12 protein-coding genes are annotated in these 16,333 nt (G+C 68.7%); 5 read left to right on the top strand and 7 right to left on the bottom strand.

Going from position 1 to position 16,333, the window contains the following annotated elements:
* Window positions 1-150: 150 nt before the first annotated feature.
* Together rsmD and ACFWUP_RS15535 are read right to left on the bottom strand one after the other, a co-directional pair.
* Entirely contained in the window at window positions 151-726 is a 576-nt protein-coding gene (rsmD, locus tag ACFWUP_RS15540) for a 16S rRNA (guanine(966)-N(2))-methyltransferase RsmD (RefSeq protein ID WP_379234686.1), read from the bottom strand.
* Window positions 723-4,121: a pyruvate carboxylase gene (locus ACFWUP_RS15535; protein ID WP_379234684.1), complete on the bottom strand. Its 3,399-nt coding sequence runs from the start codon at window positions 4,119-4,121 to the stop codon at window positions 723-725. Before ACFWUP_RS15535 ends, rsmD begins: the two co-directional genes overlap by 4 nt.
* Before the next feature lie 425 nt (window positions 4,122-4,546).
* On the opposite strand from ACFWUP_RS15535, the gene ACFWUP_RS15530 reads away from it, so the two are divergent.
* Window positions 4,547-6,007 carry a short-chain fatty acyl-CoA regulator family protein gene (locus ACFWUP_RS15530; protein WP_379234683.1) on the top strand — a complete coding sequence of 487 codons (1,461 nt, stop codon included), beginning with the start codon at window positions 4,547-4,549 and terminating at the stop codon, window positions 6,005-6,007.
* On the opposite strand, the gene recG is transcribed toward ACFWUP_RS15530, so the two are convergent.
* Both recG and ACFWUP_RS15520 read right to left on the bottom strand, forming a co-directional pair.
* Window positions 6,004-8,259, bottom strand: coding sequence for an ATP-dependent DNA helicase RecG (recG, locus tag ACFWUP_RS15525; protein ID WP_379234682.1), 2,256 nt, complete (start codon window positions 8,257-8,259; stop codon window positions 6,004-6,006). The two genes, ACFWUP_RS15530 and recG, sit on opposite strands and share 4 nt — an antisense overlap.
* A complete protein-coding gene (locus ACFWUP_RS15520) occupies window positions 8,259-10,736 on the bottom strand; it encodes a DAK2 domain-containing protein (RefSeq protein WP_379234995.1) in 2,478 nt (825 codons plus the stop codon). The genes recG and ACFWUP_RS15520 overlap by 1 nt, the downstream gene beginning before the upstream one ends.
* A gap of 494 nt (window positions 10,737-11,230) precedes the next feature.
* On the opposite strand from ACFWUP_RS15520, the gene rpmB reads away from it, so the two are divergent.
* The 3 genes from rpmB (at window position 11,231) to ACFWUP_RS15505 (ending at window position 13,117) form a co-directional block, all read left to right on the top strand.
* Complete coding sequence (gene rpmB, locus ACFWUP_RS15515) at window positions 11,231-11,422, top strand: 50S ribosomal protein L28 (RefSeq protein WP_011210730.1); 192 nt, start codon at window positions 11,231-11,233, stop codon at window positions 11,420-11,422.
* An 84-nt stretch (window positions 11,423-11,506) separates the two neighbouring features.
* Window positions 11,507-12,121: a GNAT family N-acetyltransferase gene (locus ACFWUP_RS15510; RefSeq protein ID WP_379234681.1), complete on the top strand. Its 615-nt coding sequence runs from the start codon at window positions 11,507-11,509 to the stop codon at window positions 12,119-12,121.
* Between the two features lie 207 nt (window positions 12,122-12,328).
* Window positions 12,329-13,117: an enoyl-CoA hydratase/isomerase family protein gene (locus ACFWUP_RS15505; RefSeq protein ID WP_379234680.1), complete on the top strand. Its 789-nt coding sequence runs from the start codon at window positions 12,329-12,331 to the stop codon at window positions 13,115-13,117.
* A 187-nt stretch (window positions 13,118-13,304) separates the two neighbouring features.
* Here the strand turns inward: ACFWUP_RS15505 and ACFWUP_RS15500 are convergent, their stop codons facing one another.
* Genes ACFWUP_RS15500 through ACFWUP_RS15490 form a run of 3 tightly spaced genes read right to left on the bottom strand, consistent with a single transcriptional unit; the run spans window position 13,305 to window position 15,305 of the window.
* Window positions 13,305-13,556 (bottom strand): hypothetical protein, encoded by a 252-nt coding sequence (locus tag ACFWUP_RS15500; protein WP_379234679.1) that lies wholly within the window; start codon window positions 13,554-13,556, stop codon window positions 13,305-13,307.
* Between the two features lie 49 nt (window positions 13,557-13,605).
* Window positions 13,606-14,289: a uracil-DNA glycosylase gene (locus tag ACFWUP_RS15495; protein WP_379234678.1), complete on the bottom strand. Its 684-nt coding sequence runs from the start codon at window positions 14,287-14,289 to the stop codon at window positions 13,606-13,608.
* 11 nt (window positions 14,290-14,300) lie between these two features.
* A complete protein-coding gene (locus ACFWUP_RS15490; protein WP_379234993.1) occupies window positions 14,301-15,305 on the bottom strand; it encodes a thiamine-phosphate kinase in 1,005 nt (334 codons plus the stop codon).
* 119 nt (window positions 15,306-15,424) lie between these two features.
* Between ACFWUP_RS15490 and ACFWUP_RS15485 the strand changes: the two genes are divergently transcribed.
* Complete coding sequence (locus ACFWUP_RS15485; RefSeq protein WP_379234677.1) at window positions 15,425-16,273, top strand: DUF3515 domain-containing protein; 849 nt, start codon at window positions 15,425-15,427, stop codon at window positions 16,271-16,273.
* The last annotated feature ends 60 nt before the right edge of the window (window positions 16,274-16,333 follow it).

Here is a 16,333-nt window from a genome sequence, read left to right as displayed (position 1 = left end):
CGTGTTGGACATCCGTAGGCATTTGTGCGGCCCACATCAATGTCGCCAGCCTTTGGAGGTCGGCTATTATTGCCAGGTCATTGGTCGGCCGTGGTGTTGACGGACGCCGCACCGCTGATCCGGCCCGGCGAAGCTGGATGCCGGGACTATCTAGGTTTCTCGACACGCTGCAGCACCGAACTCTGCCAGTTCGACCCTGGTCTCCCCGTACTTGCGGGTCTTCAAGGCTACATAACCTGCGGGCCAGGTGATTTCGGGTGAGCGACTCGATCGCTCCACCACCACCAGCGCTTCGGGGGCGAGCCATCCGTTGGTCGCCAGGGCGGTGAGGTCGGCGATGACGTCTTCGGTGCTCACGTCGTAGGGCGGATCCGAAAACACCACGTCGTAGGCCTTGGGCGCGGTCTGTTTCAGCACCGAGGAGACGCTGCCGAGGCGCAATTCCGCGCCGGGCAGGCCGAGTTCGGCGATATTGGCGCGCACCACATCGGCCGCCTTGCGGTCGGATTCGACGAGCAGTGCGTGCTGAGCCCCGCGCGAGAGCGCCTCCAAGCCGAGCGCACCCGAGCCCGCGTACAGGTCGAGGACCAGCGTCCCGTCCAGATCCAGGCGGGAGTCGATCGCGCTGAACAGTGCCTCGCGCACGCGATCGGAGGTAGGCCGGGTGCCCGCGGGCGGCACCTTCAAGCGCCGCCCGCCCGCCACACCCGCGACGATGCGTGTCATTCCGACTCGCGGGCGACCAGTTCCACCAACAGGTCGCCGCCCTCGACCTGGGCCACCTTGGTGGTCGCGATCCGGCCGACCACGCCGGCGCGCGGCGCGGTGATGGCCGCTTCCATCTTCATCGCCTCGATGGTGCCGACGGTGTCACCGGCGTGGATCTCGTCGCCCTCGGACACCGCAAGGGTCACCACACCGGCGAACGGCGCCGCGATGTGGCCGGGGTTGTTCTTGTCGGCCTTCTCGGCCGCGGGCACCTCGGAGGCGACGGACCGGTCGCGCACCGCGACCGGGCGCAGTTGCCCGTTCATGATGCACATGACCGTGCGCATGCCCTTCTCGTCGGGCTCGGAGATCGCCTCGAGGCCGATGAGCAGGGTGACGCCCCTCTCCAGCTGCACGCGGTGTTCTTCGCCACGACGAAGGCCGTAGAAGAACTGGTTCTCCGACAACCCCGTCGTGTCGCCGTACTTCTCCCGGTGGGCGTTGAACTCGGAGGTCGGTCCGGGGAACAGCAGCCGGTTGAGAGTTTCGCGCCGCTCGGCGGACGAGCCGTCGAGCAACTTCTGGTCGGCCGGGCTGAGCGGGGTCTCGGGCTTGGGTTCGTTGCGTCCGGCCAGTGCCTTGCTCCGGAACGGCTCGGGCCAGCCGCCCGCGGGGGTGCCGAGTTCGCCGCGCAGGAAGCCGATCACCGAGTCGGGGATGTCGTAGCGGCCCGGATCGGCGGCGAAGTCCTCGATATCGACGCCGGTGCCGACCAGGGCAAGGGCGAGGTCACCGACGACCTTGGACGAAGGGGTCACCTTGATCAGGCGACCCAGCAGCCGGTCGGCGGCCGCGTATTTGGCCTCGACCTCTTCGAACCGGTCGCCCAGGCCGAGCGCGATCGCCTGCTGACGCAGGTTCGACAGCTGACCACCGGGGATCTCGTGGGTGTACACACGACCGGTCGGCGCGGGCAGACCCGACTCGAACGGTGCGTAGACCTTGCGCAGCGCCTCCCAGTACGGCTCGAGATCGCACACGTTCTGCAGGTTCAGACCGGTGTCACGGTCGGTATGCGCGGTGGCCGCCACGATCGCCGACAGCGCGGGCTGGCTCGTGGTGCCCGCCATCGCCGCGGACGCACCGTCGACGGCGTCGGCACCGGCCTGCCAGGCCGCCAGGTAGGTGGCGAGCTGTCCGCCGGGGGTGTCGTGGGTGTGCACGTGCACCGGCAGATCGAAGTTACTGCGAAGGGCCGTAACGAGTTTCGCGGCGGCGGGGGCACGCAGCAGACCGGCCATGTCCTTGATGGCCAGCACGTGGGCGCCCGCGTCGACGATCTGTTCGGCCAGTTTCAGGTAGTAGTCGAGGGTGTAGAGCTGTTCGTTCGGGTCGAGGAGGTCGCCGGTGTAGCTGAGCGCGACTTCGGCTATGGCGGTACCGGTTTCGCGAACCGCGTCGATCGCCGGGCGCATCTGATCGACATTGTTGAGCGCGTCGAAGATGCGGAAGATGTCGATGCCGGTGGTGGCAGCCTCGGAAACGAAAGCGCGCGTTACCTGTTCGGGGTAGGGCGTGTAGCCGACGGTGTTGCGACCGCGCAGCAGCATCTGCAGGCAGATGTTCGGCACGGCTTCGCGCAAGGCGGCCAAGCGTTCCCACGGGTCCTCGTGCAGGAAGCGCAGTGCCACATCGTAAGTCGCGCCACCCCACGCCTCGATCGAGAGCAGCTCGGGAGTCAGTCGCGCGACGTGCCCGGCCACACCGAGCAGACCGTTGGTGCGCACGCGGGTCGCCAGCAGCGACTGGTGCGCGTCACGGAACGTGGTATCGGTGACGCCGAGCGCCTTCTGCTCACGCAGGGACTTCGCGAAACCGTCCGGACCGAGGGTGAGCAGGCGCTGACGCGAACCGTCCGGCGGCGGCAGCGTCAGGTCGACGGCGGGCAGCTTGTCGTAGGGGTACACCGTGGTCGGACGGTCACCGTTGGGCTTGTTGACGGTGACGTCGGCCAGATAGGTCAGGATCTTGGTGCCGCGGTCGGCCGAAGCCCGCGAGGTCAGCAGTTCGGGACGCTCGTCGATGAACGAGGTGGTCACCCGGCCCGCCTGGAAGTCGGGGTCGTCGAGCACCGACATCAGGAACGGGATGTTGGTCGTCACGCCACGGATGCGGAACTCCGCCAGCGCGCGCTGGGCGCGGGCAGCGGCGGCGGGCAGGTCGCGACCACGGCAGGTGAGCTTCACCAGCATCGAGTCGAAGTAGGCGCCGATCTCCGCACCCAGGTTCGCGCCGCCGTCGAGGCGGATGCCCGCGCCGCCGGGGGTGCGGTAGGCGGTGATGCGGCCGGTGTCGGGGCGGAACCCGTTGGCCGGGTCCTCGGTGGTGATGCGGCACTGCAGGGCGGCGCCACGAATTTGCACCGTCTCCTGGCTCAGGCCGAGGTCGGCGAGGGTCTCGCCCGCCGCAATGCGCAGCTGCGACTGGACCAGGTCGACGTCGGTGATCTCCTCGGTGACCGTGTGCTCCACCTGGATGCGCGGGTTCATCTCGATGAACACGTGGTTGCCGCGCTCGTCGAGGAGGAATTCGACGGTGCCCGCGTTGATGTAGCCGATCTGGCGGGCGAACGCCACCGCGTCGGCACAGATGCGCTCGCGCAGTTCCTGCGAGAGGTTCGGCGCGGGCGCGAGCTCGATCACCTTTTGGTGGCGGCGCTGCAGCGAACAGTCCCGCTCGAACAGATGCATCACATTGCCGTGCTGGTCGGCCAGGATCTGTACCTCGATATGGCGCGGGTTCACCACGGCCTGCTCGAGGAACACCGTCGGGTCACCGAACGCCGACTCCGCTTCACGCGACGCGGCTTCGATCGACTCCCGCAGCTGCTCCGGCGCGGCGACCCGGCGCATGCCACGACCACCACCACCGGCGACGGCCTTGACGAAGATCGGGTATTCGAGTTCGGCTGAAGCGGCGAGCAATTCGTCGATATCAGCCGACGGCGCGCTCGACTTCAGTGTGGGCAGCCCGGCCGCCTTGGCCGCGGCGATGGCCGTGGCCTTGTTGCCCGCCATCTCCAGGATCTCGGCGGTGGGGCCGATGAAGGTGATGCCCTCGGCGGCACAGGCCGCGGCGAGGTCGGGGTTCTCGGACAGGAAGCCGTAGCCGGGGTAGATCGCGTCGGCGCCGGCACTCTTGGCGGCCTCGATGATCGCCTCGATCGACAGGTACGCGCGAACCGGATGGCCCTCTTCGCCGATCTGGTAGGACTCGGCCGCCTTGAGGCGATGCACGGAGTTGCGGTCCTCGTACGGGAACACCGCGACCGTTCCGATGCCGAGTTCGTAGGCCGCGCGGAAGGCACGGATAGCGATCTCACCACGATTTGCGACCAAGACTTTCGAGAACATTGGCCTACGGTACCCGGCCACGAACCGGCGCCGGACACGCAAGGTGGGTTCGCCGCATTGTTCACACCGCACACCCACCCACCTGCGAAGTTACGTTCACCCAGCCGTCACATCTCACCGCGGCGAGCGGCCCGCGGTGCGGGTGGCCGACCATGTGACCGGTTTCGCCTCGGCGATCGGGCGAACTCCCGACTGCGATCTCTACCGAAACAGCGGTAACCGGCGTATTTTCATGAGCGGCCCCCTTTGGCTGTGAGATTTCCCGGTGTGCGCGACACACCGGGACGTAACCATGCCGCTCAGGGCACTCTTCGCACATTACGCACGAGTAGCATCGCGTAAAATCCCTTGCAGCACTGGACATTTCCACGCCCATTCGCGACGTTCAGCGAATATTGCGAACAGGTCGCGTTAGGATCTTCGTCGTGCGGAAGATGTACGCGGGGGCCAGGCTACGAAGGCTGCGCGAAGAACGGCGAATGACCCAGGCAGCGCTCGCGAAGTCGCTTGACCTCTCACCGAGCTATCTCAATCAGCTGGAACGCGACCAGCGTCCGCTCACCATTCCCGTTCTGCTGAAACTCAACTCGACCTTCGACCTCGACGTGCAGTTCTTCGCCGCCGATTCCGACGCGCGGCTGGTCTCGGACCTGCACGAGGTGCTGGTGGAAGCCGCGGGCGGCGGCGACACCGCGCCGATCACCGAGGTCGAGGAACTGGCGACGCGGCTGCCCGAGGTGGCGCGGATCGTGATCGCGATGCACCGGCGGCTGCGCGCGGCAACCGATCAGCTCGACCTGTTGTCCTCGCGGGTCGACACCCCGACCGGCGCACCGGGCACCCCCATGCCGTACGAGGATGTGCGCGACTTCTTCTACGACCATCGCAACCACATCTCGACCCTCGATCACGCGGCCGAGCAGTTGTTCGAGGAATCCGGGCTGAGTATCGGTTCGCTGGATCGTCAGCTCGCCCGGATCGCCGAGGAACGGGCCGGTGTGACTGTGCTCGTGCGTGGCGACGGCGCGGATCCGACGATCCCGAAACGCCATTACGACCCCGACACCCGAACCCTCACCCTCGCCAGACGGCTGCGGCCGGGTCAGCGGGCTTTCCAGATCGCGACCACCCTCGGACTGCTGCTCTACGGGCGCGAGATCGACAATGTCCTCGCCGAATCCCGGGCCCTCACAGGCGAATCCCGAACTTTGGCGCGGGTGGGCCTCGCCAACTATTTCGCGGGCGCGCTGATCCTGCCGTACGGGCGGTTCCTGCGGTCGGCCGAAGAACTGCGCTACGACGTCGACCTGCTCGCGCTGCGTTTCGAAGTCGGGTTCGAGACCATCTGCCATCGGCTGGCGACGCTGCAACGACAGGGGCAGCGCGGGGTGCCGTTCTTCCTCGTCCGCACCGACCGGGCCGGGAACATCTCGAAACGCCAGTCGGCCACCGCTTTTCACTTCTCCCGCGTGGGCGGCAGCTGCCCGCTCTGGGTGACCCACGAAGCCTTCGCCCAACCGGGGCGCATCCTCACCCAGATCTCGGAGATGCCCGACGGGCGCCGCTACCTGTGGATCGCGCGCACCACTCCGCCCGCGCCACTCGGCCACGGGACGGCGTCGAAGAACTTCGTCATCGCGCTCGGCTGCGATCTCGAATACGCCGACCGGCTGGTGTATTCGCAGGGTCTCCAGTTGGAGGACCCGCAGGTCGCGGTGCCGATCGGGCCCGGATGCAAGGTGTGCGAGCGGCCCTCGTGCCCGCAGCGCGCGTTTCCGCAGATCGGGCGACCGCTGGCCGTGGTCGAGCACACCAGCACCGACCTGCCGTACCCGCGTCTGCCGCACTCCGCCGCGAACGCCGTCACCCGCGCGGTGCCGACCTAGCTCTTGGCCAGGTACTCGATCCGTTCGCCGTCGACGGCAGCGTGCATCATGCCCGCGAGGCCGGGGTGGTTGACCAGGCCGGGGTCTTCGGCGACGACGTGTCGGGCGAGTTCCTGTGCGGCGGTGATCACTTCCAGGTCGTCGAGCAGCGAGAGCAGGCGCAGCGAGCGAGCGGTGCCGGACTGGGCCGAACCGAGGACGTCACCTTCGCGGCGCTGACGTAGATCGAGCACCGAGAGTTCGAAGCCGTCGGTGGTCGCGGCGACCGCCTCGAGGCGCGCCATCGCGGTCCCGCCGGGCGCGGCATCGGTGACCAGCAGGCACAGGCCGGGATGCTTACCTCGGCCGATGCGTCCGCGAAGCTGGTGCAGCTGACTCACACCGAACCGGTCGGCGTCGACGATCACCATGATGGTCGCGTTCGGCACGTCGACACCGACCTCGACAACGGTGGTGCAGACCAGGACGTCGATAGCGCCGTCATTGAATTGGCGCATCACCTGGTCTTTTTCGTCGGACGGGAGCCGGCCGTGCAGCAGACCGACGCGGACTCCTGCCAGGGGACCCGCGCTCAGCGTCTCGTACATCTCGACGGCGGCCGCGGTGGTGGGGGGCTCCTTCTCCTTCTTACCCTTGGCCGGTGGTGCGTCGGGATCCTCGCCGATGCGCGAGCACACCACATAGGCCTGCCGACCCTGGCCGACCTCTTCGACGATGCGCTCCCAGGCGCGATCCACCCAGCCCGGATGTAGTTTGCGCGGAACGACTTTCGACACGATCGGCGAGCGGCCCTTGGGAAGCTGGGTGAGCGTGGAGGTTTCGAGGTCGCCGAGGGTGGTCATCGCGATGGTGCGCGGGATCGGGGTCGCGGTCATCACCAGCAGGTGCGGGCTGATGCCGTCTTTCGCCTTGGCGCGCAGGGCATCTCGCTGTTCGACACCGAAGCGGTGCTGTTCGTCGACCACGACGAGGCCGAGGTCGTAGAACTCGACGGCGTCCTGGATCAGAGCGTGCGTGCCGATGACGATTCCCGCCTCGCCGGTCATCGCATCCAGCAGGGCTGCCTTCTTCGCCGCCGTCGACATCGAGCCGGTGAGCAGTACGACCTTCGTCGAGTTCTCGGCGGCGCCGAGTTCGCCCGCGTTACCGAGGTCGCCGAGCATGGCGCGTAGTGACCGATAGTGCTGGGCGGCAAGGACTTCGGTCGGTGCGAGCAGTGCGCACTGGCGGCCGGAGTCCACTACTTGGAGCATGGCGTTCAGTGCCACGATCGTCTTGCCGGAGCCGACCTCACCCTGGAGCAGGCGGTGCATAGGGCGGGTGCGCGAGAGGTCCTGCGAGATTTCCTCCAGAACCTGCTGCTGGCCCTCGGTGAGCTCGAACGGCAGGCGCTCGTCGAAGGCGGCGGCGATGCCGTTCGTCGAGGGTGGGCACGCGGGGGCGGTGCGGCCCTCGACCTCGTGGCGGCGTTCGGCCAGCACCAGCTGCAAGGCGAGCGCTTCGTCGAAACGCAGTCTGTCCCTGGCTTTTTCGATGTCGAGTTTGTGTTCGGGCAGGTGGACCAGGCGCAGCGCGTCCGAGACCGGGAGGAGTTGGCGTTCCTCGCGCAGGTCGGCGGGCAGCGGGTCTTCGATGGGGTCGAGCTGGTCGAGGACCTGGCGGATGCAAGCGAGGAGGTCCCAGCTCTGCACCTTCGCGGTCGCCGGATACACGGGCACGAATTCGCGCTCGAAGAACGAGGCATCCACTCCCCCCGCACCTTTCGCGCTCTGCGCCAGGCCGCGCAGGGCACCGCTGCCGCGGACCGAGGTGAGTTCCTCCACGCCGGCTTCCGGCTTGTCGGGCAGGATCAGGTAGTCGGGGTGCGAGAGGTTCCAGCGGTCGGGGCGCCACCAGTGCACGGTGCCCGACATCATCGCTCGCACACCTTCTTTCACCAGATAGCGCACCTTGTCGCCGTTGAAGAAGGTGACCTCCATCGGACGCTGCGCGCCGGTGTCGAGCTGCACCTTCAGCAGCGAGCCGCGGCGGTTCTTCATCGGGCGCAGTTCGGTTTTCGTGACGCGACCGATCACGGTGATGTGCGCGCCCTCCTCGGGCTCCTCCTCGGTGAGGGGCTGTCCCTGGGTGGCGTAGCGCGCCGGATAGTGGCGCAGCAGGTCCTCGACGGTGGTCATGTCGAACGCCTCGGTCAGCCGGTCGGCCGCCTTCACACCGAGCACGTGGTCGAGCCGGTCACTCAACGTCGCCATTACTCGACCCCTATCTGCACCAGATCAGCTTGCTGTCCACCGGAATACACGACCACCTCGACGCCGGGGAAACCGGCCGTCACATGCTCGGCGAGCACCTGCGCCAACTCGGGGCCGCTGTCGGCGCCCATCAGCAAGGTCACCAATTCCCCACCGAGACCGAGCATTCGGTCCAGCAGGATGCGTCCCGCGCCGACCACATCGGGGTCGATCACCACCACATCGTGGCCGACCAGACCCAATCCGTCACCGGGTGAACACATTCCGACCATCGTCAACGCCCGCACCCGCGCCGCCCGCAATGCCCCCCACCGCGTGGTCGCCGCCGCCTCCGACATCGCGAACGCGTCGTCCACCGCGATCCGCCCCCGGTCGTGCACCGCCAGCGCCGCGAGGCCCTGCACCATCGACGAACTCGGCAGCAGCAGCACGTCACGCGAGTCGTCACGCGCGGCCACACCGACCGCGACGAGTTCCTGCGCGGGCAATGCCCCGTTGGGCAGGACCAGCACTTCTCGGTTCGGCATCGCGCGGATCGCGCGCAGCAGGGTGCTCGTATCGACCTGCCGATCGCCCCGCAGCACGGTTGCCCCGGCATCCTCGAACAGTCGCGCGGCGGCCGCGCCCGCGGCCACCGCCAGGACGCCACGATCGGCGAGGACATCGTGATCGCCCGGGTCGCCGCCGGCGACGCGGTGGTCCCGGCCGTCGGACACTTCCTCGGTTGCCTGCGCACGATCTCGGCACCCCGGGCGCGCTGGTTGATCACCGGCGCCGCTGACGTGTGGCACGCGTCGGCTGTCTGCGCCGCCCGCGTGCGGTGCGGAGTTTTCGCGCGCGCCGTCCCGGCCCTCAGCGTCCTGGGTGGTGAGCCCGTCGATGTGGAGCTCGTGGTGGCCGCCGAGTGGCGCTGTCACCGCGAAACTCTCGATTCGGATAGCCGTCACTGTCCCGACCGCGAGCCCCGCCTCGATCGCGGCCCCCGCGTCCCGGCAGTGCACGTGGGCCGACCAGGTGCCCGCACCGTCACCTACCACGACGACCGAGTCGCCGAGCACGGCCAGCCGATCTCGCAGTCGACCGGCGGCGGCATCGTCGGTGCCGGAGATCACGTACATGACCTCGAAGTGCGGATCGGCCGTCTGTTCCCGGCGATCGTGGTCGACCTCGGGATTCCGGCCGCCCCGGTCGGCCGCGTCAGGGTAGCGGCGGGCGCTGGTCGCCACGTCGTGATGGATGTCACCGGGCCGCTTACCGGTGTTTCGCCGCGAGGCGTCTTCGACCAGGAATTCGGGCGCGTGGCCGGTCACGCCGTCCGGTGCGCCTGCCCATGGGCGTGATTCTCCGTCAGCTCTACCGCCTGCGGAGTCGGTGTCGACGGTGCGCCTGTCAGCTACACCGCCCGCCTGCTGGATCGCACTGGTGGACCTGTCAGCTACATCGCCCGCCGGGTGGGTGTCATTGGTGTGCCTGTCAGCTCGGGTGTTCGCGTCGCCGGAACGGCGGTGTGGGCCGTGGGCCGCGCGTTCCCCCCTGGTGTACCTGACTCGCTCCGGCGGTTCACCGCAGACTTCCGCCACGAGGCAGTCGAGCAGCACCAGTAGTCCCCGCGCCCCCGCGTCGACCACGCCCGCCGCGCGGAGCACACCCAACTGGGTCGGTGTCTCGCTCAAGGCGCGTGCGGCACCGTCGGCGGCGGCTCGGGCAACGGTCACCAGGGACTGGTCGGCGGACTCGGCGGCCGCCACCGCAGCCCGGTCCAGAACCGTCAGGATCGTGCCCTCGACCGGCGCACTCAGCCCGGTTCGCACGAGCACCGCCGACCGCCGCAGCGCCTCCCGCAGCCGCTCCCCGGTCAACGGGCCGGTCACCACAGCTTCGGCGACCCCGCGCAGCACCTGCGACAGGATGATCCCCGAGTTCCCGCGCGCACCAGCCGTCGCGCCACGCGCCAAGGCTTGGGCGATGAAGTGCGGCGACGGCTCGTCGGTGACGGCCAGGTCGGCACCCTCGGTTGCCGCACGGTGATCATCGACACAGGGTTCGTCGGCGCGGTGGGCGTCACCACCGTCGGCCTCGACACCGTCGAACTCGACACCGTCGGCCTCGGCACGGTCGAACTCGGCACCATCGAACTCGGCACGATCAGCGTCAGCATCAGCGTCGGCGAGGACTCCCAGCTTTGCGATGGTGACGTCTCGGCCATCCGCCTCCCGGTCTCCCGGCGATGCGAAGGCTCGGGCATCCCCCACCACCTGGTCTCCCGACGCGACAACTCCCGCGGATCGGGCGTCCGTCACCGCACGCTCGGCAGTCGCCACGGCCGCGCGCATGGTGGCGAGGAGGTTGGTGCCGGTGTCGGAGTCGGCGATGGGGAAGACGTTGAGCGCGTCGATCTCGGCGCGGCGCAGTTCCAGGTCGGTGCGGCAATTGCGCGCCCAGACCAGCAGGTCGGGACCGTCGAGGGACTCTCGCACGTACGCCACCGCCACCTCGCTCCCCGTTCTGCGTGCCCGCGCGCCGAGCACGCCCGCCAGATTAGCGGCAGCGACCGACAGCACCCCAATGCGCAACCGCCCCGGCCTGCGACAACCACTGGAGATGCTGTGGGCATGGTCGGGGCTGCGCACCCCGGCGATGGCGTGGGGCCGCGGGCGAGGTCCGATCTGCGACAACCGCGGGCTGGGGTGTGGGTCTGCGGGCGAGGTCCCAGCCTGCGCACGACCGCCGTACAGGCCCGGGTATGCTGTCCTCGGACGGGCCTTCATCCGGGCTGTGTTCGGCGATTCGACCGGGGTGCCCGGTTTGGAACTTCGAGGCCCGGCCCGCTAGTCTTGCAGGGTTGCCTCGTGCGGCCCACGTGGGTCTGCACTGGCCGACGTCAGTCGGCAAGGCATTTTGACGACATCAGTTTCCGGTTCAACGGGCATTCGTGCGCCGTGACCGCTTATGACATGAAGGAGCTCGCGACATGGCTGCCGTTTGCGACGTCTGCGCCAAGGGCCCCGGTTTCGGGAAGTCGGTCTCGCACTCGCACCGGCGCACCAACCGTCGCTGGAACCCGAACATCCAGACCGTGCGTGCGCAGGTTGCCCCTGGCAACACCCGCCGGATGAACGTGTGCACCTCCTGCCTGAAGGCGGGCAAGGTCGTCCGCGGCTGATTTTCAGCCCGTACATTCTGCCGACGACGCCCCGGCACCCCTCGTGGGTGATCCGGGGTTTTGTCGTTCCAGCACAGGCCCGTCGTGTCTGACTGGCGGATCGCGCCGCTGACGGCGAACCGGGTCACCGAACTCGCCGCCTGCCACATCGCCAGCTGGCGCGAGGTCTACGGAACCCTCGTCCCCGCCCACATCCTCGACGGCTTCGACCTGGACCGCTCCGCGATCACCTGGGAACGCCGCCGCGCCGAGGGCACCCATCGCCTGCCGGTCGCGCTGGTCGACGACCGCCTGATCGGCTTCGCCTCAGCCACCGATTCGCCCATATCCGGGCAGCGAGGCGATACGGACGCACACCTGTCGGCGCTCACCGATATCGCCACCTCCGGGCAGCGCGCCGACGCGGGCGCGGGCCAGTTGTTCACCGATTCGTCCTGTCGGCAAGCGCGCGCAGGCAGGCCCGCCGCCGAGACCGAGCTGGAGGCCCTGTACGTCCGCAGCGCCTGGCACGGCACCGGTGTCGCCGACGCGCTGATCGAGGCAGCCGCCCCCGGATCGCCCTGCACCCTCTGGGTCTTCGCCGACTACCCCCGCGCCCACGCCTTCTACCGCAGGCACGGCTTCACCGACACCGGCATCCACCGCGCCGACCCGTTCACCCTGCTCCCCGAACAACTGTGGCGCCGCGACCCGGGCTAGATCCCCCGCGCCGCCCACAATGCGCGGCCAACGATGCTCCGCACCGGCGTAATCGACCACAACGCCTCCGAATAGTCAGAAAACTGATTCTCGAGCGTCGTTTTGTACTATTACGCCGGGTTCAGTTCGCCGCGAGCCGGCGCATACCCGCGCCCGCGTCACTGCCCACGACCGTCGCGCGCCGGAGCCCCGTTTAAGGTGACGCCCATGAGTACCACCGAACCGGTCCCCGCCGCCGAGGTCATCGACGGCGTGCTGCAGCTGACCATCGCCACCTCCGCCGCGGGCACCTCGATGGATTTCGACCTGATCAACGCGGGCACCGCGGCCCTGCACGCCCTCGACCCGTCGGTCGGCGCGATCCTGCTCACCGGCGCGGGCGCGAATTTCTGCGCGGGCGGCAATGTCCGCGACTTCGCCGGTGCCGACGACCGCGGCGCCTACCTGCACGACAAGGCCACCGAACTCCACGATTTCGTCCGCGCGCTGGCGGCCACACCCGTCCCCGTGGTCGCGGCCGTGCAGGGCTGGGCGGCGGGCGCGGGCATGAGCCTGGTCTGCGCCGCCGATATCGCCATCGGCGGCCCCTCGACGAAACTGCGCCCCGCCTACCCTGGCATCGGCCTTTCCCCCGACGGCGGCATGTCCTGGCTGCTCCCCCGCATCGTCGGCCTGAGCCGCGCCCGCGAGATCCTGCTCACCGATGCCGTCCTCGGCGCCGAAGAGGCTGTCCGCCTTGGCATCCTGAGCCGCACCGTCGAAGACGAGAACATCCGCACCGAAGCCCTGCGCGTCGCGCACAGCTTCGTCACCGGCCCCCGCGCCACCTACACGGCCATGAAAAAGCTGCTGGCCCAGTCGCCGACAGCGACCTTGGACCAGCAGCTCGACGCCGAACGCGACAGCATCGCCGCCGCCGCGAACAGCACAACCGGCTACGAAGGTGTAGACGCCTTCGTAGCCAAGCGAAAGCCGAACTACGTCAACCTCGCTTAGAGGTCACCCACTCCCGCGAGTGGAACCAACTCACCCGACGCGACCAACGCCACACCGGGACTGAACCACCACGGATTTTCGGCCGCCTCGCATCCGAAGGGCGAGACGGAACGCCGCAGGCGCAGTATCGCCCTTCGGATGTGAGGCCCTCAGGGCCGAAAATCCCGCGGCGCCAGCCGCTAATGACTCAGCACGCAGCGCCGAGCGCGCTGAAGGTGTTCTGCAGCAGGCAGGTCACCTTCGCGTTCACGCCGGAGGAGATCGTGGAGCTGCCGGTGGAGGTCCATTCCTCGCCGACCTGGGTGGTGGTGACCGGCGCGGCCTGCTCGGTGTAGGGCTCGAGCTGCAGGCCCGCGGCGGAGGCCGAGCCCGCACCCGCGGTGATGGCGGCGGCTACGGCGGCGGTCGCCAGCGCGGCGCGAATGGTAGTGATGTGCATCGGGTTGTGCTCCTTCATCATTTTCTTCTGGTGCGGGCGACGCCCCGGGTCAGGGCAGCCGCCAGTCGACGGGGTCGGCGCCGAGTTCGTCGAGCAGTTCGTTGACCCGGGAGAACGGTCGCGAACCGAAGAACCCGCGCGAGGCGGAAAGTGGTGAGGGGTGGGCCGATTCGACGTAGGGCACCTCGGCGTCGACCAGCGTGGGCTTGAGCGAGCGGGCGTCGTTGCCCCACAGCACGGCGACGAGCGGTTCGTCACGGGCGACCAGCGCCCGGATCGCCTGCTCGGTGACCGCTTCCCAGCCTTTACCGCGATGGGAGGCGGGCGCGCCGGGGGTGACGGTGAGTACTCGGTTCAGCAGCAGCACACCCTGATCCGACCAGGGGCTCAGGTCACCACAGGTCGGCGTATCGAAGCCGAGGTCTTTGCTGTATTCGGCGAAGATGTTGGACAGGCTGCGCGGAACCGGCGAAACCTGCGGCGTGACAGAGAAACTCAGCCCCATCGCGTGGCCGGGCGTCGGGTACGGGTCCTGGCCGACGATGAGCACGCGCACCTTCTCGAACGGGCGCTGGAACGCGCGCAGCACGTTCTCCCCCTCGGGAAGATAGCCGCGGCCCGCGGCATTCTCCTCGCGTAGGAACTCGCCCATTTCGCTGATGCGGTCGGTGACCGGCTCCAGTGCCCGGGCCCAGCCCGGATCGATGATCTCCGACAGTGGTTTGGCACCCATGACCGCACAACCTATCGTTCGTCGTCGGTGGGCGTGGCGTCCGCCCCACGGAACGATTCCCAGCCGGTGCCGCCGGTGGGCGCCACACCGTCGACGGTGACGCCGCTGCCTGCGGTGACGACCCCGATCGGGCGCCAGCCGGCGGGCAGCGCGAGGTCGGCGGGCCAGGTTCCGGCGAAGGCGTGATCTTCACCACCGGCCAGAATCCATTGGGCCGCATCGGCATCGAGCCGTTTCGCGACGGCGGAGAGTTCGGGGTCGATGAGTGCCGAGCGGTGGACGTCGATCGCGACGTTCGACGCGGCGGCGAGATGTCCGAGATCGGCGAGCAACCCGTCGGAGATGTCGGTGAGCGCGGTCGGGGTGTGGCTACCGAACGCGTCGATCACCGCCGCGTAGGGCGGCTGCGGAACACGATGTGTCGCAAGGGCGTAGGTGAACTCGGGGTCGGAAAGGTCTGCGTCGCTGGTCAATACGGCCAGCCCGGCACCGGACCAGCCGAGTTCGCCTACGACCGCGACGATGTCGCCGACCACCGCGCCCGAGCGGGTGATCGCGGACTGTCCGCCGAGATCGCCGAACGCCGTCACCGAGACGACCAGTTGTTCGCTGTGCACCAGATCGCCGCCCGCGATGGAACCTCCAGCGCGACTCGCCTCGATCCACATCCCGTCGGCGATCCCCTCGATCACCGGGACGGGGGTGTCGGCCGGGCAGCCGAGGGCGACCACGAACGCCGTCGGCCGCGCCCCCATCGCGACCACGTCGGCGGCGTTCTGCGCGATGGCCTTGCGGCCGATGTCGACGGGCGAGGACCAGTCGAGCCGGAAGTGCCTGCCTTCGACGAGCATGTCGGTGCTCACCACGAACCGCCCGTCGGGCGCGGCGATCAGCGCGGCGTCGTCACCGGGTCCGAGCAGCACGTGCGCGGCCTGTTCACGACCGGCGTTGATCCGGTCGATCAGGGCGAATTCCCCCAGCTCACGCACCGTTTGTGGACGGCTGTCCTCGCTGATGACCGACCCCTTCCCACTGTGCTGCCGACCGACGAAATCGCTCCGACGGTACCCTTTCGGAGGCGATCGGGCATCACCGACGATGCACGCGAACCCGCGAACGGAAGGACCACTCAGCTATGGCGGACTCGACACCGGAGGATCGCGACGAGGCGACCACCCCCGAGAACTCCGCCACTGCCGAGGCGAAACCGTCGATCGACAAGCAGACCCCGGCCGCGGCAGCCGACACCGAGGGCAAATCGTCCAGCGACAAGCCCTCGTCCGCTGCGAACGCGGATGCCGTTGCGCAGTCGGCCGATGCACCTTCAACGGATTCCGAGCCGTCGGGCGATGCCGCCACAGACGCGAACACCACCTCGACCACCGGCGATATCGAACACGCGACCGCTGACGCTGATCCGGAATCCGACGACTCGGACGACGCCGCCGATTTCGAGTCGCATCACTCGCCCGCGCTGATCGCCACCGCGGTCGCCCTCCCCGTCGTCCTGATCGTCTCTGTACTGGTCGCAGCCTTCATCGCCCTACGCGCCCCCGTAGAACGCGGCCCGCTCGCTCTCAGCACCATCCCGGCCCCCGCCGCCGACGGCCCCGCCTGCCAAGCCCTCCTCCCGGCCTTGCCCGCCGACCTCGGCGACTACACCAAGTCCACCCTCGCCGAACCCGCCCCGCCGGCCACCCGCGCCTGGCAGCTCCCCGAGGGCGGTGACCCGATCACCTTGCGCTGCGGCCTGGACCGCCCCCTCGAATTCAACCGCGCGTCCCCGCTGACGGTGATCGACGGCGTGAAGTGGTTCCAGATCCGCGACGAGGCCGCCCAGACCGGCACCTGGTTCGCCGTCGACCGCGAGACCTACATCGCGCTGACCGTCCCCGACGGCTCCGGCACCAGCGCGGTCCAGACCGTCTCCGACACCATCAACGCGAATCTTCCTGCCCGCGAACCGACTCCAGGCGAACTCTGAGCTAACCAGCTGTCGCCGTGGGGCTTTCGAGCACATCGAAGCCGAAAGCCCTGCGGCCGA

It is taken from the genome of Nocardia sp. NPDC058658 (assembly GCF_042716665.1).
GTDB lineage: Bacteria > Actinomycetota > Actinomycetes > Mycobacteriales > Mycobacteriaceae > Nocardia.
Note: the sequence above shows the minus strand (reverse complement) of the source record. Positions and strands in the feature narration are given on the sequence as shown.